Source organism: Salinibacterium sp. dk2585, from assembly GCF_008001035.1.
Lineage (GTDB): Bacteria > Actinomycetota > Actinomycetes > Actinomycetales > Microbacteriaceae > Homoserinimonas.
In genome coordinates, this window is sequence record NZ_CP042856.1 from 2,654,327 (window position 1) to 2,670,210 (window position 15,884).

At 66.1% G+C, this 15,884-nt stretch carries 15 protein-coding genes; 7 read left to right on the forward strand and 8 right to left on the reverse strand.

What is annotated here, in order from left to right; all coding sequences use genetic code 11:
- The first annotated feature begins 79 nt into the window (after positions 1–79).
- Positions 80–2,596 (forward strand): MMPL family transporter, encoded by a 2,517-nt coding sequence (locus FVA74_RS12545; protein ID WP_147722822.1) that lies wholly within the window; start codon positions 80–82, stop codon positions 2,594–2,596.
- Here the strand turns inward: FVA74_RS12545 and FVA74_RS12550 are convergent.
- Positions 2,593–3,579 (reverse strand): GGDEF domain-containing protein, encoded by a 987-nt coding sequence (locus FVA74_RS12550; protein WP_147722823.1) that lies wholly within the window; start codon positions 3,577–3,579, stop codon positions 2,593–2,595. The two genes, FVA74_RS12545 and FVA74_RS12550, sit on opposite strands and share 4 nt — an antisense overlap.
- A gap of 108 nt (positions 3,580–3,687) precedes the next feature.
- Between FVA74_RS12550 and FVA74_RS12555 the strand changes: the two genes are divergently transcribed.
- Positions 3,688–5,088, forward strand: coding sequence for an MFS transporter (locus FVA74_RS12555; protein WP_147723224.1), 1,401 nt, complete (start codon positions 3,688–3,690; stop codon positions 5,086–5,088).
- Positions 5,089–5,100: 12 nt separating this feature from the next.
- On the opposite strand, the gene FVA74_RS12560 is transcribed toward FVA74_RS12555, so the two are convergent.
- The gene (locus FVA74_RS12560; RefSeq protein ID WP_147722824.1) at positions 5,101–5,838 is read right to left on the reverse strand and encodes an IclR family transcriptional regulator; all 738 of its coding nucleotides are present in this window, start codon (positions 5,836–5,838) and stop codon (positions 5,101–5,103) included.
- A 179-nt stretch (positions 5,839–6,017) separates the two neighbouring features.
- Between FVA74_RS12560 and FVA74_RS12565 the strand changes: the two genes are divergently transcribed.
- The 4 genes from FVA74_RS12565 to FVA74_RS12580 all read left to right on the forward strand — a co-directional run bounded on the left by FVA74_RS12565 (position 6,018) and on the right by FVA74_RS12580 (position 9,789).
- A complete protein-coding gene (locus FVA74_RS12565) occupies positions 6,018–7,058 on the forward strand; it encodes a DctP family TRAP transporter solute-binding subunit (RefSeq protein ID WP_147722825.1) in 1,041 nt (346 codons plus the stop codon).
- A 65-nt stretch (positions 7,059–7,123) separates the two neighbouring features.
- Positions 7,124–7,675, forward strand: coding sequence for a TRAP transporter small permease (locus FVA74_RS12570; protein ID WP_147722826.1), 552 nt, complete (start codon positions 7,124–7,126; stop codon positions 7,673–7,675).
- Positions 7,672–8,958 (forward strand): TRAP transporter large permease, encoded by a 1,287-nt coding sequence (locus FVA74_RS12575; RefSeq protein WP_147722827.1) that lies wholly within the window; start codon positions 7,672–7,674, stop codon positions 8,956–8,958. The genes FVA74_RS12570 and FVA74_RS12575 overlap by 4 nt, the downstream gene beginning before the upstream one ends.
- A 48-nt stretch (positions 8,959–9,006) precedes the next feature.
- A complete protein-coding gene (locus FVA74_RS12580; RefSeq protein WP_370454515.1) occupies positions 9,007–9,789 on the forward strand; it encodes an SDR family NAD(P)-dependent oxidoreductase in 783 nt (260 codons plus the stop codon).
- A gap of 41 nt (positions 9,790–9,830) precedes the next feature.
- On the opposite strand, the gene FVA74_RS12585 is transcribed toward FVA74_RS12580, so the two are convergent.
- The 6 genes from FVA74_RS12585 to FVA74_RS12610 are packed head-to-tail and all read right to left on the reverse strand — an operon-like array spanning position 9,831 to position 14,881.
- Positions 9,831–10,097, reverse strand: coding sequence for a hypothetical protein (locus tag FVA74_RS12585; RefSeq protein WP_147722828.1), 267 nt, complete (start codon positions 10,095–10,097; stop codon positions 9,831–9,833).
- Between the two features lie 30 nt (positions 10,098–10,127).
- A complete protein-coding gene (locus FVA74_RS12590) occupies positions 10,128–10,862 on the reverse strand; it encodes an SDR family NAD(P)-dependent oxidoreductase (protein ID WP_147722829.1) in 735 nt (244 codons plus the stop codon).
- A gap of 8 nt (positions 10,863–10,870) precedes the next feature.
- On the reverse strand, positions 10,871–11,653 hold the full coding sequence (locus FVA74_RS12595; protein ID WP_147722830.1) for an SDR family NAD(P)-dependent oxidoreductase: 783 nt from the start codon (positions 11,651–11,653) through the stop codon (positions 10,871–10,873).
- A gap of 12 nt (positions 11,654–11,665) precedes the next feature.
- The gene (locus FVA74_RS12600; protein ID WP_147722831.1) at positions 11,666–12,988 is read right to left on the reverse strand and encodes an MFS transporter; all 1,323 of its coding nucleotides are present in this window, start codon (positions 12,986–12,988) and stop codon (positions 11,666–11,668) included.
- Between the two features lie 9 nt (positions 12,989–12,997).
- A complete protein-coding gene (locus tag FVA74_RS12605) occupies positions 12,998–13,894 on the reverse strand; it encodes a polysaccharide deacetylase (RefSeq protein ID WP_147722832.1) in 897 nt (298 codons plus the stop codon).
- Positions 13,895–13,909: 15 nt separating this feature from the next.
- Entirely contained in the window at positions 13,910–14,881 is a 972-nt protein-coding gene (locus FVA74_RS12610) for an asparaginase (protein WP_147722833.1), read from the reverse strand.
- A gap of 179 nt (positions 14,882–15,060) precedes the next feature.
- Between FVA74_RS12610 and FVA74_RS12615 the strand changes: the two genes are divergently transcribed.
- Positions 15,061–15,771 (forward strand): YoaK family protein, encoded by a 711-nt coding sequence (locus FVA74_RS12615; RefSeq protein WP_147722834.1) that lies wholly within the window; start codon positions 15,061–15,063, stop codon positions 15,769–15,771.
- Positions 15,772–15,884 lie beyond the last annotated feature (113 nt).

Sequence of the window (15,884 nt, forward strand, 5' to 3'; positions counted from 1 at the left end):
GATATCCGACACCTGTCGTTTAGGCTGGTCGACGGCCCGACGTCGTGCCGTCATCCACTGACCATCGAAAGGCAGACTCATGGCCAACCTGCTCTACCGGCTCGGGCACCTTGCAAGCCGCCGCTCGTGGACCTTCATCGTGTCGTGGCTCGCCGTGCTCGCGATCGCGGGCGGCTCGTTCCTCGCCTTTGGCGGCACACTCACCTCGAGCCTCAGCATCCCCGGCACGGAGACGGAGCGGGTGACGGAGCAGCTCGATGAGCGGCTCGAGGGCGTCGGCGGGGCAAGCGCCACTGTCGTCTTCCAGTCCGAGGACGGCGAGGCCCTCACGGAGACGCAGCGCGAGGAGATCAGTGCGCTGCTTGCGGATGTCGCAGACATCGACGGCGTGGATGCCACGGTTGACCCCTTCCAGACCGAGGAGCAGCGCACCGCGCAGGAGGAGGAGCTTGAGGCCGGCCTCGCGCAGATCGAGGCCGCGGAACAGCAGCTCGACGCGGCGCAGGCGCAGCTCGATGCGGGGCAGCAGCAGCTCGACGCGGGCCAGGCAGAACTCGACGCCGCCGTCGCACAGGCGCAGGCCGGTGGGCTCTACGAGGTGGCGAAGCCGCAGCTCGACGCGCAGCAGGCCGCCATCGACGCGCAGCAGCAGGTCATCGACGAGGGCCAGGCGGAGATCGATGCCGGTCGCGCCGAGATCGAATCCGGTCGCGAAGAGGCCGAGGTCGGCCAGCGGCTCATGGAATACGCCTCCGGCTTCGGCACGATCTCAGACGATGAGGCGACCGCGATCGGCGTCATCCAGTTCGAGTCCGACCTCTTCGGCCTCAGCGACGAACTCAAGGCCGAGGTCGCCAGCGTGCTTGACGACGCCACCATCGAGGGCGTGCAGGTCGACTACTCGTCCACCATCGCGACCTCGATCGAGGGCCTGCTGGGGCCGGGCGAGATCATCGGCGTCATGATCGCCGCGATCGTGCTGCTCATCATGCTGCGGTCGATCATCCCCGCGATGCTCCCCCTCATCTCGTCGATCATCGGCGTGGGCGTGGGAGTCGCGGGCTCCCTCGCCTTCTCGAGCGTCACAGACATGACCTCGGTCACGCCGGTACTGGGAGTCATGCTCGGCCTCGCGGTCGGCATCGACTATTCCCTCTTCATCATCAACCGTCATCGCACCCAGGTGCGCTCGGGCATGAACGTGCGCGAGTCGATCGGCCTCGCCAACGGCACCTCGGGCAACGCGGTCGTCTTCGCCGGTGCGACCGTCATCATCGCGCTGCTCGCCCTCAATGTGACAGGCATCCCGTTCCTCGGCGTCATGGGAACGGTCGCAGCCGTCTGCGTGCTCATCGCCGTGCTGGTCGCCGTGAGCCTCACACCCGCGCTGCTCGGCCTCGCCGGGGAGAAGGTGCTCAACCGCAAGGAACGAGCCCAGGTCGGCAAGGGCCACAGCGAGAAGCCCGCGCGCACGATGAGCACGCCCGTCGCCCTCGCTGTGACCGCGGCCTCCATCATCGGCCTCCTCGTCATCGCCATCCCGGCCCTGTCGCTGCGGCTCGGCCTGCCCGACGGCGCAAGCGAGCCGGTCGACTCGACCCAGTACCGCTCCTACACGGCCATCGCCGAGGAGTTCGGCGCGGGGCAGAGTGGACCCATCATCGTCACCGCCGAACTGCCGGAGGCGGTCGACTCGGGAGAGGAGCTCGCAACCCAGGCCGACATCGCCGGGAAGCTCATGGAGCGCGACGACATCGCCGCCGTCATCCCCGTGGGCGTCTCGGAAGAGGGCGACTACTTCGCGTTCCAGGTCATCCCCATCGACGGGCCGTCGAGCGAGACGACCGAGGACCTCGTGAACGAGCTCCGCGCCGACTCGCCGCTCGACAGCGACATCGAGGTGGGGGTCGCTGGCCAGGCGAGCGGCAACATCGACGTCTCACAGAAGCTGCAGGATGTGCTGCCCCTTTACCTCGGCGTCGTCGTCGGGCTCTCGCTGCTCATCATGATCCTGGTGTTCCGCTCGCTGCTCGTGCCGATCATCGCCACCGCGGGATTCGTGCTGTCGTTCTTCGCGGCGCTCGGCGCCATCACCGCCGTGTACCAGTGGGGCTGGCTCGCCGACATCTTCCAGGTCGCAAACCCCGGTCCCGTGCTGAGCTTCGCGCCGCTCATCATCATGGGCGTGCTCTTCGGGCTCGCGATGGACTACCAGCTGTTCCTCGCATCCGGAATGCGTGAGGCTTACGTGCACGGCATGCCGGCGCGCCAGGCGGTCATCGCCGGGCGCCGCAACGCCCGCGCCGTGATCACTGCCGCGGCCATCATCATGATCGCCGTCTTCGGCGGCTTCATCTTCGCCCACATGACGATGGTGCGGCCGCTCGGCTTCGGCCTGGCCGTCGGCGTGCTCTTCGACGCCTTCGTCGTGCGCCTGCTGCTCGTGCCGGCGCTCATGCACCTCGTGGGCGACAAGGCGTGGTGGCTGCCCAAGTGGCTCGACCGCATCCTGCCGAATGCCGACGTCGAGGGCGCCTCGCTCGAGCGCGAGCACCCGGTACCGGGCGCGCGCCAAGAGGCACCCGCCAGCCGCTAGGAGCGGGCTGCGCCCCTCGCGCGCTTCTTCTCAAGCAGGGAGACATCGGCCGCGAGCAGGCACCCATCGAAGTCTGCCCCGTCGGGCCACGGCGCAAGCCCGTAGGTCCACGGGGCGGGACTCCGCTCGGCCAGTCGTGCCATGAGCGCCTCCGCAGCATCCGCATCGACCCGGCTGAACACGATGACGAACTCGTCGCCGCCGAGGCGCACCACGATGTCGTCGCTGCGCAGGCCGGTCACCCAGTGCTCCGCGAGGGCACGCAGCACGCGGTCGCCCTCGGCATGGCCGAGGTCGTCGTTGATGCGCTTGAAGTCGTCGATGTCGATGAGGGCGATGCTGCGGTGCAGCACGCCGCGTCCGGATGCCTGGCGCACCTGCGTGAGCGCCTGCAGGCCGCGACGGTTCATGACACCGGTGAGAGGGTCGATGAGCGCCTGCTGTTGGAGACCAGCCACGAGCACCTGGAGCACGAACACCAGGCCCACGATGAGTCCGGCCGCCATGACCCAGGCGGAACCGAGCGAGGTCGTGAAACGGTCGTTTGCGAAGATCGCGCTCGTGCCGGTGGTGAGCATCACCGCGACCATGGCCGCGGACATGACACGATCGCCCCAGAAGCCCGCATAGACGGCAGCGGCGATCAGGCCGAGCATGAGCGAGACGCCCCCAGCATCCGTCGGCGAGCCGTTGATGAGCAGCCCGGTCATCGCCACGATGAAGAGCAGCTCGCCCCACAGCACCCACATGGGCGTGCGGTTGCGGAGGGTGAGAAGCACAGCAAGCAGAGCGAGGCCGACAAGCGCGGCGCAGACCTTGAGCGGCACATTGTGTGCGGAGTGCGCGGGGAAGACGAGGCCGAACACCAGGAGGAGCACACCAGCGCCCAGCACGAGCATCATCGACCAGACGGGGCCGGAGAGGCCGAGCAGTCGGGCGTTGAGGAGTGGACGGCTCTCCCCCGGGCGCGACAACTCACTCACGGGGCCATTGTATGCGCGCGCATGAGAGCGGTCTCCGGCCCCGCGCGACAGCGATAGCCTCGAGTGATGGGGAGATCGGATGAGGCGGCGCGCAAACGGCTCACCCGCATGCCGCCGCAGGGTGCCATCGTCGCTGTGCTGGCGATCGCCGGCCTCTGCTCCTCCTTCATGTTCACGCTCGTCGTGCCGATCCAGACGAAGCTGCCCGAGCTGCTCAACGCCAGCAGGGAGGACACCGCCTGGGTCGTGACATCCACCCTTGTCGCCGCCGCCGTCATGACGCCCATTGCCGGTCGACTCGGCGATATGTATGGCAAGCGACGGATGGTGCTGTGGCTGCTGGCCGTCATGGTCGTGGGGTCGATCATCACGGCCCTCTCGCCCGGCCTCGTCGGGGTCATCATCGGCCGCACCCTGCAGGGTGCCATGACCGGCGTCATCCCCCTCGGCATCTCGATCCTGCGCGACGTGCTGCACAAGGACCGGGTCGATTCCGCAATCGCCCTCATCAGCGCCACGCTCGGCGTGGGCGGGGCGCTCGGCCTGCCCATCAGCGCCCTCGTCACCGAGTACACCGACTGGCATGTGCTGTTCTGGATGACCGCGGCATTCGGTGTGATCGTCTTCGCGCTCGTGCTGTGGATCGTGCCCGTGAGCGTGCTGCGCACGGGCGGACGCTTCGACTACCTGGGCGCCGTCGGGATGGCCGTCGGCCTCGTCGGCATTCTCATCGCCCTCTCCCGCGGCAACGAGTGGGGCTGGACATCCCCCAGCACACTCCTGCTCGGTGTCGGCGGTGTCGGCGTGCTGGTGCTGTGGGGTTGGTACCAGATGCGGGCGAGCGCACCGCTGCTGAACCTGCGCGTCGCCGCGAGACTGCCCGTGCTGCTCACCAATCTTGCCTCGATCGCTATGGGCTTCGCCCTGTTCTCCTCGAGCGTCGCCTACCCGCAGATCCTCGAATTGCCGGTCAGCACGGGCGGCTTCGGCCTCTCGCTGCTCGCCGCGAGCCTCATCGTCATGCCGTCTGGCCTGGTCATGATGCTGCTCTCCCCCTACTCGGGCAAGCTCGCCGGGATCTTCGGCCCCAAGTTGCTGCTCGTGCTCGGGGCGATCGCCCTCGTCTGCGCCTACGGCTTCACGCTGCTGTTCGCATCCGAGGTGTGGCAGATCCTGATCGCCAACGTGCTCATCGGCATCGGAATCGGCTTCGGCTACTCGGCGATGCCCATGCTCATCATGCGCTCGGTGCCGCAGAGCGAGACCGGGGCATCCAATGGCCTCAACGCTCTCTTCCGCTCGCTCGGCACGAGCGGGGCGGCGGCCGTCGTCGGCGCCGTGCTGGCCACCCACACCGAGGTCATCGGAGGGGTGCCGACGCCGACCCCGCTGGCGTTCCAGTACGCGTTCCTCCTCGGGGGCGGGGCCGCGCTCGTGGCGCTCCTCCTCGGGCTCGTCATCCCATCCAAGCGGGACCGGCAGGAGCAGCACCCCTCGCTGCCGGAGTAGCGGCGCGTCGCGCTAGCGAAAGCTCTCGGAGATCTGCTGCGCTGCCTCGCGGATTGCTTCGATCGCACGCTTTCGGTCGCTGCTCGCGCTCAGCCGGCCCCCTGGCGCGCTCAGAGTGATTGACCCAACCACTCCGTCCATAGTGAAGATTGGTGCCGCAACCGCCCAGGCCTGGCTTTCGAACTCGTCGTCGCAGATGTCGAAACCGTCCACGCGCGCATTGTCGAGCTTCGCGCGGAGTTCTTTGAGTGTCGTCGGAGTGTTGTCGGTGTACCGCGTGAGCTGGTGCGTCGCGATGATCTCATCGCGTGCAGCGTCGTCCAACTGGGCGAGGATGACCCGACTTGATGCCGACGCGTGCCATGGGAGCGTGGAGTCCGGTGTGACATTGAGCCGAAGCGGATGTGAGCTCTCGATGCCATGGAGACAACGCACCGCGTCACCGCTCAGTTGACTCACGAAGACACTCTCATTGAAGCGTCGATGCAGCGATTCCAGGACGGGAAGCGACAGCTCTGCCAACTGGGAGGTCTTCTCTCTCCGCAACAGCGCACCCAGCTCCGGCCCCCGGCCATAGCGGCGACTGGCGGTGTCCTTAACAGCGAAGCCTTCGTCCACCATGACGGTCATGAGCCGATGCACGGTAGGAATGGGAATCTCGAGGCTCTTGCTCAGCGTCGTGGCCGACAGCGGCTGATCTGCCGTGGCAATGGCTTTCAGCAGCGAAAGCGTACGAATCACCAGCTGCATCGTTGCTCTTTTCGCGTGACGGAAATGTCTTTCAATAGTAGCGAGCCGACACCCGGCTTCGGCCGCGAATTTACCTGTCTGAAACAAACTCTTGATTCTGGCGATGCATTTGGGATGTTACCGTGCAGATCGCTGCACGAAAACCGTTTTCGCCCCATGAAAAGATTTTGGAGTCATTCATGCAACAACGCCGAGTCACCCGAATAGCTGCCGTCGCGACCGTCCTCTCGGCCGCGCTGCTCACAGCAGGCTGCCAATCGACATCATCCGCTGGCTCAGACGAGGGGGAGACCTTCACCCTGACCTTCTCCCAGGTCGCCGCCGAAACGTCCCCAGAGGGAATCGCCGCAGAGAAGCTCAAGGAACTCCTCGAGGAGCGCACCGAAGGACGCATTGAGGTCGAGGTGTACCACAACGGCTCGCTCTACTCGCAGAACGACCAGATGCAGGCTCTTCAGTCGAACGCCGTCCAGATGATCGCCGCCAGCGGCGCAAACTTCACCACCGTGGCTCCGTCACTTCAGGTGCTGAGCCTTCCCTTCCTCTTCGACTCCCCTGCGGACGTCCCCGAGGTCATCACGAGGGATTCCGCCGTAGGGGCCTCGATCTACGAGAACCCAGACCTCGCCGACAAGAACGTGAAGGTGCTGTCGATCTGGAGCGCCGGAATGAAGCACCTCGGCGACAATGAGCCGATCCGCACGCCGGCTGACATGAGCGGTCACAGCTACCGCATCCAAAGCTCGGACATCCTGGTGAGCCAGTTTGAAGCGTGGGGCGCGCAGCCCACGGTCATGGCCTTCTCCGAGGTGTATACGGGCCTCGAACAGGGCCTCATCGACGGGCAAGAGAACACGTACGCCAACATGCAGGGCCAGAGCATGCACACGGTGCAGAAGTACATCACCGAGTCGTCGCACGGCCTCCTGGACATGATCGTTGCCGTGAACCTCGACTTCTACGAGTCCCTGCCCGAGGACCTGCGCACGATCCTCGACAGCACGCTCGACGACGTAGCCGAGTTCAACTACTCCGAGGTTGCGAAGACAAACGACGACGCCCGTCAGGTCATCGTCGATGCGGGAACGACCGAAATCATCGAACTCACCGACGCTGAGCGCCAGCAGTGGGTCGACATGGTTGTCCCCGAGGTCTGGCACGAGTTCGAAAGCGTCATCGGCGCCGACGTGCTTGCCGAGCTTCTCGAAGCTCGACAGTAATCACCCAGGGACCCCCGCCCGTTCGGTGGCGGGGGTCCCGCCCGATTCCCTCGCGAAGGAGACCCATGAGCGGGTTCGACAAGACGCTTCGGCGCATAGAGGAGGCCCTGACATGGGTGCCTCTTGCCTTGGCAGCCATCATCGGCGCCGCCCAGATCCTCATACGGTTCGTCTTTGGGTCGCACCTGCTGTGGGGGGAGGAGGCGATCATCTACCTCATTGTCCTCTCGACCTACGTGGGAGCGTCGCTGCTTGTCCGCGATAACGGGCACATCGCCATGCAGGTCATTTCCCCGTTTCTCAAACGGCGCGGCAAGTGGGTCATGGACATCATCGGCACCACGATCGCACTGGTCTTCTTCGCACTCATGACCTACTTGAGCGTGCTTCTCGTGACGGATCCATCCGCATTGAACACCGTCACGCGTGTCTTGAAGATGCCGTTGTGGATGATCGATTCCGGGGTCCTCCTGGGCTTCCTGCTCATGGGCTACCACACCGTTCGCAACCTCGTCACCCTCCTCCGAACAAGGGCTCCCCTCGAGACGATTTCTGAGACTGCAGAAGCGCTTATGGGCATCGAGGGCCAAGGAAAGGGAGGGGCGGTCGCACCATGATCGAAGCCAGCATCATTCTCCTGGTCGTCTTTATCGGCCTCCTTGTCAGCTCCACCCCGATTGCGGTCGCCCTCGGCTTCGCGAGCCTGATCTACCTTTTCCTCTTCACTCCGATCCCCCTTGAGCAGCTTCCCGACAAGTTCATCAACTCGTTGAACATGTTCCCTCTCATGGCGATCCCGTTCTTCGTGCTCGCCGCCAACCTGATGACGAAGGGCGGGCTGGGCGTCCGGCTCGTCAATGCGGCAAACGCGGTCGTGGGCGGCATGCGGGGCGGCCTTGCCATCTCCATGATCGTGACCTGTGTGTTCTTCGCGTCGATCTCGGGGTCGAGCCCAGCCACGGTTGTCGCGGTCGGAGCGCTCATGATCCCTGCGATGCTCCGCAACGGGTACGGAAAGGATTTCACCGTAGGCCTGGCGGCCACATCAGGCTCCCTTGGAATCCTGCTGCCCCCCTCCATCACGTTCGTCGTGTACGGCATCATCACTGGACAGTCAATCGGCTCCCTTTTCCTGGCGGGAATCGTGCCGGGGCTCATCGCAGCCGCAGGTCTCATCATCCTTGCCCTCGTCGTCTCGCGAGTGCGCAAGTTCGGCGCAGCCGAAGAGCTACGCACCATGACCTTCAGTGACCGGATGCGCGCCATTCGTTCGGCTGCATTGGCCGCCGGGTTGCCCGTGGTGATCCTCGGAGGCATCTACACAGGGGTGTTCTCCCCGACGGAGTCCGCCATCGTCGCCGTCATGTACGCAGCGATCGTCTCGCTACTCATCTACCGAGACATCACACTCAAGGACCTTCCGGGGATCCTGCTTTCGTCGGCCAAGACGTCCGCAATGATCATGTTCATCATTGCGGCGGGCACTGTGTTCTCGTTCGTGCTCACGTTGGAACGCATTCCCTCGGACCTCGCGAAGAGTGTGCTGAGTAGCGACATCAGTCCGTTCGTGTTCCTCCTCATTGTGAACGTACTGCTCCTGGCCGTGGGCCTGTTCATGGAAACGACCAGCGCCATGCTGATCCTCGTCCCCATCCTGTTCCCGATCGCAATGCAGCTGGGTATCGATCCGATCCACTTCGGCGTGATCGTGGTGCTCAATCTCGAGATCGGCATGATGACCCCGCCCCTTGGGCTCAATCTCTTCGTCGCAAGCGGCCTGACCGGGATGAACATCCTGCGCGTTGCCAAGGCGGCACTGCCGAGCGTCGCTGTGCTGCTGGTCACTCTCGCCCTCGTCACCTTCGTGCCCCAGCTCAGTCTCATGTTGCTCGGCGACTAGCGCTCTCGGCATCCCGCATCCGTCGATACGAAAGAAAAAGGAAACATCTTGGTACAAGCACAGACGGCGATCATCTCCGGGGCTGCATCGGGTATCGGGCAAGCGACCGCCGTGCGGCTCGCACGCCGAGGAGTAGCCATCGTCGCCGGGTACTACCCGGGAGACCCGCACGACGTCGAGGAGACCTGCAAGCAGGTTCGCGAGGTGGGAGGCAGCATCGTCGCGGTGCCGGTCGACGTCCGCTCCCGCGAAGAATGCGACGCACTGGCAGCAACGGCGGTCGAGCACTTCGGAAGGATCGATATCGCGGTGGCCGCCGCCGGCATCGTGCGCATCAGCCCGATCGAGGAAATGTCCGATGGTGACTGGGACAACGTGCTGTCGGTCGACCTGGGCGGGGTCATGCGCGTCTTCCGCGCAACGGTCGAGCGCATGGAGGGTCCCGGAGCGCTCGTCGCCGTGTCTTCTGTGACGGGTGGAATCTACGGTTGGGACGACCACTCGCACTACGCATCGGCGAAAGCCGGGGTGATCGGCCTCTCTCGATCGCTCGCTGTGGAACTCAGCCCGCGCCGCATTCGCGTGAATGTGGTGCTTCCCGGACTCATTGAGACGCCGCAGACCATGGACGGCGTCAACTCGATGGGCGCCGAGAACCTCGCAAAGGCGCACGACGTCATCCCGTTGTCGAGAATCGGCGCGGCAGAAGAGGTGGCAGGAGCTATCGATTTCCTCGCCAGCGACGCAGCCAGCTACATCACCGGACAGCAGCTCGTCGTTGACGGTGGGCTGAGCGCTCGTCGCCCCCATACGTTCCCCAGCAGCACCTGACGTTCGGTCACTCCATTGGCGACATCTCGCGAAGGGCTCAGTCACCCGGATGCGCGGCGCACGATGCGACGAACCAGCGTTTCTGCCCCGTCGAAGTCATCGAGTGAGACGACGCGCTTGTGCAGCAAATGCCGCACCAGCTCCTCGACATCGCCGAAGACCTCGCTCGCGCCGGTCGGGCGCTGCCACAGCCAGCGGTCGCCGATGCTGCGCACCGAGCCGCCCGCACGCCCGAGCGCCGCGTTCAGCTGCGCGGCAAACGCAGGCTTCGCGCGCTCACGATTCAGCTCGGCGGTCGACGCCGACACCCGGGCATTGCTCCCGCACGCACCACACATCTACGGCATCACGTCGCCACTGTTGGGCCCGAGCGTCTGTCCAACGTAAATGTTGCCGCCGGGGCTCGACGCGAGCAGTAGCGCGGTCGGCGCCACTTCCTCGGGTGTGCCGAAGCGACCGAGCGGAAGCTCCGCCTGTTTGCCAGCCCGCCACTCGGCGCTCACGTTGTCGAGCAGCGGGGTGTCGATGGGACCTGGCGCGATCGCATTGACCAGGATCCCCTGCGGCGCGAGTTCGAGCGCCAAGGCCTTCGTCATGCCAATGACCCCCGCCTTCGACGCGACATAGTGCGCCATCGGGGTGCCGCCCTTGATGCCGAGTTGCGACGCGAGATTGATGATGCGCCCGCCGCGCTCGGCGTCGAAGTGGCGCACGGCGTACCGGATGGTGATGAAGGTGCCCCTGAGGTTGATGTCGACGACGCGGTCGAACTCCTCGACGCTCATCTCCGCGATGGGCTTCTCGCCGAGCACCCCCGCCGCATTGACGAGGATGTCGAGCCCGCCGAGCCGCGCGACGGCGCCGTCGACCGCACGCTCGACGCCCGCGGCATCCGCCACGTCCACCTCAAGCGCGAACGACGCGGTCCCCAGCTCCGCGGCGAGCGCCTCGCCAGCGGAGACGTTGCGATCGAGCAGGGCGACCGCGGCACCGTTCTCGACGAAGAGGCGCGCGATCGCCGCTCCGATGCCGCTGGAGCCGCCCGTGATGATGGCCTTCTTGTTCGACAACATCGGGACTCCTAGCTCGGCCAACGCACGGTCAGCCCGCCGTCAACGATCAACTCCTGCCCGGTGACATAGGCGGCGTCATCGCTCGTCAAGAAGCGGATGGCGCGGGCGCACTCGTCCGCGGTGCCGACGCGCCCCCACGGAATGATGCTCCCGGCCGCCTCCAGCCCCTCCTTGCCCAGCGAGTTCTTGGCATCGAGCGACTGCGGGCTCTCGATGAGCCCCGGAATCACCGAATTGACCCGGATGCCACGTGGTGCCAGTTCGACCGCGAGCGAGCGTGTCAGCCCCAGCACCCCCGCCTTCGCCGCCGCGTAGTGTGCGTGCTCCTCCCAGCCATAGACCCCGCCCGCGATCGAGGAGATCGCGACCATGCTGCCGCCCTCGGCCATGTGCGGGGCGCAGCTGCGGAACACCCGGAGCACGCCCGTGAGGTCGACGTCGAGCATGGCTTCCCACGCGGCATCCGTCAGTTGCTCGAGCGCGTTGCGCCGCAGGATGCCGGCACCCGCCACCGCGATGTCAAGGCGGCCGAACTCGTCAATGGCGGTCTGCGCGAGGGCGTCGACCTGCGCGCTGTCGCGAACGTCCGCCGCGACCGCGACGCACCTGCCGCCGGCCTGCTCGACCGCGGCGACAGCATCCGAATAGTCGTGGGGGTCTGCGGGCAGGTAGTTGATGACGGTGTGCACGCCGGCGCGGGCGTACGCGACGGCGAGCGCCAGGCCGATGCCGCTCGCACCGCCCGACACCACCGCGACCTTGCCCTGGAGACCGTCGTCTCGAGTGACCATGATGTTCCCTTCCTACTGCTTGGCGGCGCTGTGGTGCACGCGGCGAGTGCCGAACATGCAGATCGCCGCGAGCGCGAGTCCGGCGGTGCCGCTGAGGAGTGCCGCCCAGGACATGTCGAGTCCGGCGACGAGGTACACGCTCAGAAGGCCGGAGCCGAGGATGCTGCCGAGCGGTGCCATGACGTGGGCGACGTTGGTGCCCATGCCGCGCACGTTCGCCGGAAACGATTCGCCCATGTAGTAGAGCAGCGCGGCGAACGGCCCCGTGAGGAAGAACAGGGTGAGGGCATACATCACGAGGATGAAGGCCTGCACGCTCGGGCCGAGCAGCATGATGACGCTCGCGATCGTGCCGAGACCCCAGCCGATGACGACCGTGGCACGCCGCCCGATGCGGTCGCCCACCCAGCCGTGCACGAGGTAGCCGACGAAGCCGACCGCGTTGGCACCGACCAGAATCAGCAGCGCGTTCTCGAAGGTGACGCCCTTCGCCTCGACCAGCACGGTGGTGCCCAGCACGGAGAACACCTGGATCGCCACCCAACTGAACAACCACGCGGCCGAGAGCAGTGTGGTGTGCAACCAGAGCTCGCGCGTGAAGACACCCTTGAGGCCGACCTTCTCGTGGTCGTCGTCCTCGAGCTCGTGCTCGCGCCGCAGCCGCTCGGCCCCCTGGAGATCACCGGCATCCGTTCGCCGTCGCACCTCCTTCATTGCTGCGAAGGTGGGCGACTCGGGGAGACGGGTGGCGAGCAGCGCGACAAGGAGAGCGAACACGCCCGCGATCACGAAGCTCCACCGCCAGCCAATGACGGGCAGCAGGAGTGCCGACATCCCGGCCGCGACGAGCGCGCCGATGGGGTACCCGGCCTGCACGAGGGAGTACAGGAACCCCTTGTTGCGCACCTTGCGGTAGATCTCGTTGAGGTAGACCGCGTTGACGACCTCCTCCGAGAGCGAGAGGCCCGTGATGGAGCGGATGAGCACCATGCTGACCGCGCCCATTGCGAGGCCCGTGAACCCGGATGCGAGTGCGCCGCCGAGCATCAGGATGATCAGGGCATTGCGCCGCCCGAGCCGGTCGATGATCGTGCCGACGACGAGGGAGACGATGAACACACCGACCTGCAAGACGGTGTTGATCGTGGTGGACTCTGCCGTCGTCCAGCCGAAGTCTTCGGCGATGACCGGCAGGAGGGTGCCGAAGAGGGTGAAGTCGTAGACCGAGACCACCCAGGCGATGAAGCAGACGATCGAGATCTTCCGCACGACGGCGGGGGTGACCTCGAGGTCCCAGGGGGCCGGCTTCGTTGCCGACCCCGTCACGTTGGTCATGGTGGTTCCTTATCCCTCGGAGGTGGTGTTGCGGGGGTAGCGCTCGGCAAAGTCGCGCGCAATGTGTTCCATGGAGACGAACTCGACCCCGTCGTGCGAACCGATGTGGTCGAAGAGCCGCTCAAGCATCAGCAGGTTCTGGGGGCGGCCCGAGACATCCGGGTGGATCGTGATGGGGAAGATGCCGTATTCCATTTCGCGGTAGACCCAGTCGAACTGGTCCTTCCACAGCTGCTCGATGTCGCGCGGCGACACGAAGCCGTGGCTGTTGGGGCTCGACTTGATGAACATCATCGGGGGCAGGTCATCGAGGTACCAGGACGCCGGGATCTCGATGAGGTCGGTCTCTTCGCCGCGCTCGAGCGGCTTCATCCACTCGCTTGCGGATGCGGCGTCATAGTTGATCTTGGTCCAGGTGTCGCCGACCCGCACGTAGTACGGGGTGTGGTCGTTGTGCATGAGCGAGTGGTCGTAGAGGAAGCCGCGCTCGAGGAGGATCTCGTTGGTGACCTTGGAGAATTCCCACCACGGCGCGACGTACCCGACGGGCTTCTTGCCGCTCCTCGTCGTGATGAGTTCGGTGCAGTAGTCGAGCACCTCGGTCTCCTGCTCGCGCGTCATCGCGATGGGGTTCTCGTGTGAGTAGCCGTGCACGCCGATCTCGTGACCGCTCTCGACGACGGCATCGAACTGCTCGGGGAAGGTCTCGACCGAGTGGCCGGGCCAGAACCACGACATCTGCATGTCGCGGCGGCGGGCCAGTTCGAGCAGGCGCGGCACGCCGACCTCGCCCGCGAACAGGCCGCGCGAGATGTCGCCGGGCGAATCCTCGCCGCCGTAGGAACCGAGCCAGCCGCCCACCGCATCGACGTCGACCCCGACGCTCACATAGATCTTCTTTGCCATGGTGTTTCCCTTCTTCTAAGTGGCGTGCCTGCCGAATCGTTCGGCGAGTGGTTCCGCCGTCTCGCGCTGGTCAAGCAGGAGCGCGAGCAGGATGCGGGCCTGGAACGGGTTGAGCGTCCCGGCGGGGATTGCGCCGGCGCCCAGCATGTCCGCGCCACCGCCATTGCCGTAGATGCCTGCGACGGGGCCGCGAGCGACGCGGGTTGCGAGCACGATCGGCACCTCCCGGCGCACGCACTCCTCGACGATCGCGAGGTAGCCTTCCCCGGCGTTTCCTGCCCCCGTGCCCGCCAGCACCAGCCCGTCAGCCCCGCCGTCGAGTGCGTGCCGCAGCAAGCCCGGATCCGAGCCGGGGTAGGTGAACAGGGCATCCACGCGAAGGCCATCGAACGTCTCCGTCGGCAGGCTCAGGATGTCGCGTGCCGTGGGCCGAGCGGTGCTGATCCAGCCATCCAGCCCCCGCACCGCGAGGAGGAGCGGGCCCTCCATCGCCGAGGGCGCGAGCGTCTCGACCTTGCGGGCGCCCCTCGCGGCGAAGAGCTGCCCCCCGAAGGCGATGGCCACCCCGATGCCCTTGAGCGCGGGATCGGCGGCCGCCTCGATCGCCTCGGAGAGGTTGCGGGGGCCATCCGTGTCGGGCTCATCAGCGCCGCGCTGCGCACCCGTGAAGACGACCGGTTTGTCGCCCGCGTGTACAAGGTCCGCCAGGTAGGCGGTCTCTTCCATCGTGTCGGTCCCGTGCGTGACAACGATGCCGTCGATCTCCGGGTCTGCGGCGCGGCGCTCGATCTCTTCGACCGCGAGGCGAAGCTCGCGCAGCCCCAGCCGGTAGCTTCCCGTGCGGAACACCTCTGACGTGCTCACCTCAACGTCGAGCGACGATGGCACGAGGTCCGCGATCGAGTCGACAGCGACGGAACCGGATGCCCCATCCGCACGTCGCGACACGATCGTACCGCCCGTGCCGATCACGTGCACTCGCGTCATGACACCTCGCCCGTTGCATCCATTTGTCCCCCGAACGAGGGATGGGTACGCCTAAGTGAGTGCGATGCTAAGCCCGGGGTGCTGGCCCCGCAATGGGGCGGACCCGGAGGAACCGCGCGCTCGCGCCGGACACCCGAGCTGCGCGTGACTTTCGCGGTCCAAGGGAGGAACATCCCTACATGACAGCCTCCGTCAGACACGACCCCGAGCGTCTCCATCTCGCCCTCATGCTCACGCTCACCTTCTCCACCGGTGTCATCGACTCCGTGTGTTATCTGGGGCTGGACCGCGTGTTCACCGGAAACATGACCGGCAACATCCTGATCCTGGGCATGGGCCTGCTCGGCGCGGGCGGGCTGCCCATTGTGGGCCCCGTGATCGCTCTGTTCGCGTTCGCCCTTGGCGCCGTCATCGCGGGGCGGGCATTTCGGTCTCTCCCTCCGGGCTGGACCTGGCAGACCACAGCGATGCTGACGGTTGTCGCCGCCCTGCTGGTGGGAATCGCAAGCGTGACCGTGGCCTTTCCCTCGCTCCCCCGCGGGCTGGCCCTGAGCGCGACGGGCACCCTGGGCGTCGCGATGGGAATCCAAGCGGCGACGGCGAGACATATTGCCGTGAAGGAGGTGACGACCGTCGTTGTCACGGCAACTCTCACGGGCCTTGCCTCCGAGTCATGGTTGGGTGCCCGTACCGGCCAGCTATGGGGCCGCCGAGCGGGGGCCATACTCCTGCTGTTGGCGGGCGCCGTTCTCGGTGCGCTGACCCTGAAAACAGGCACGATCGGGCTCGGTCTAGTGCTGGCCGCCGTCATCACCTCGGCGGTAGCTGCCGTCGGACATGCCCAGAGCCCCACATCTGCCGGGCGGCGGTCCGGCGAGGCGCCACCCTGAGAGTCGACAGGTTTGCGGAACTTCTGTTCCCAGGTGGTGCTCGTGATGTATCCTCGGCGCCAACGAAGGAGTCGACATGGCCGCTACGCCGAATGCTCCAGGTGAAAATGACG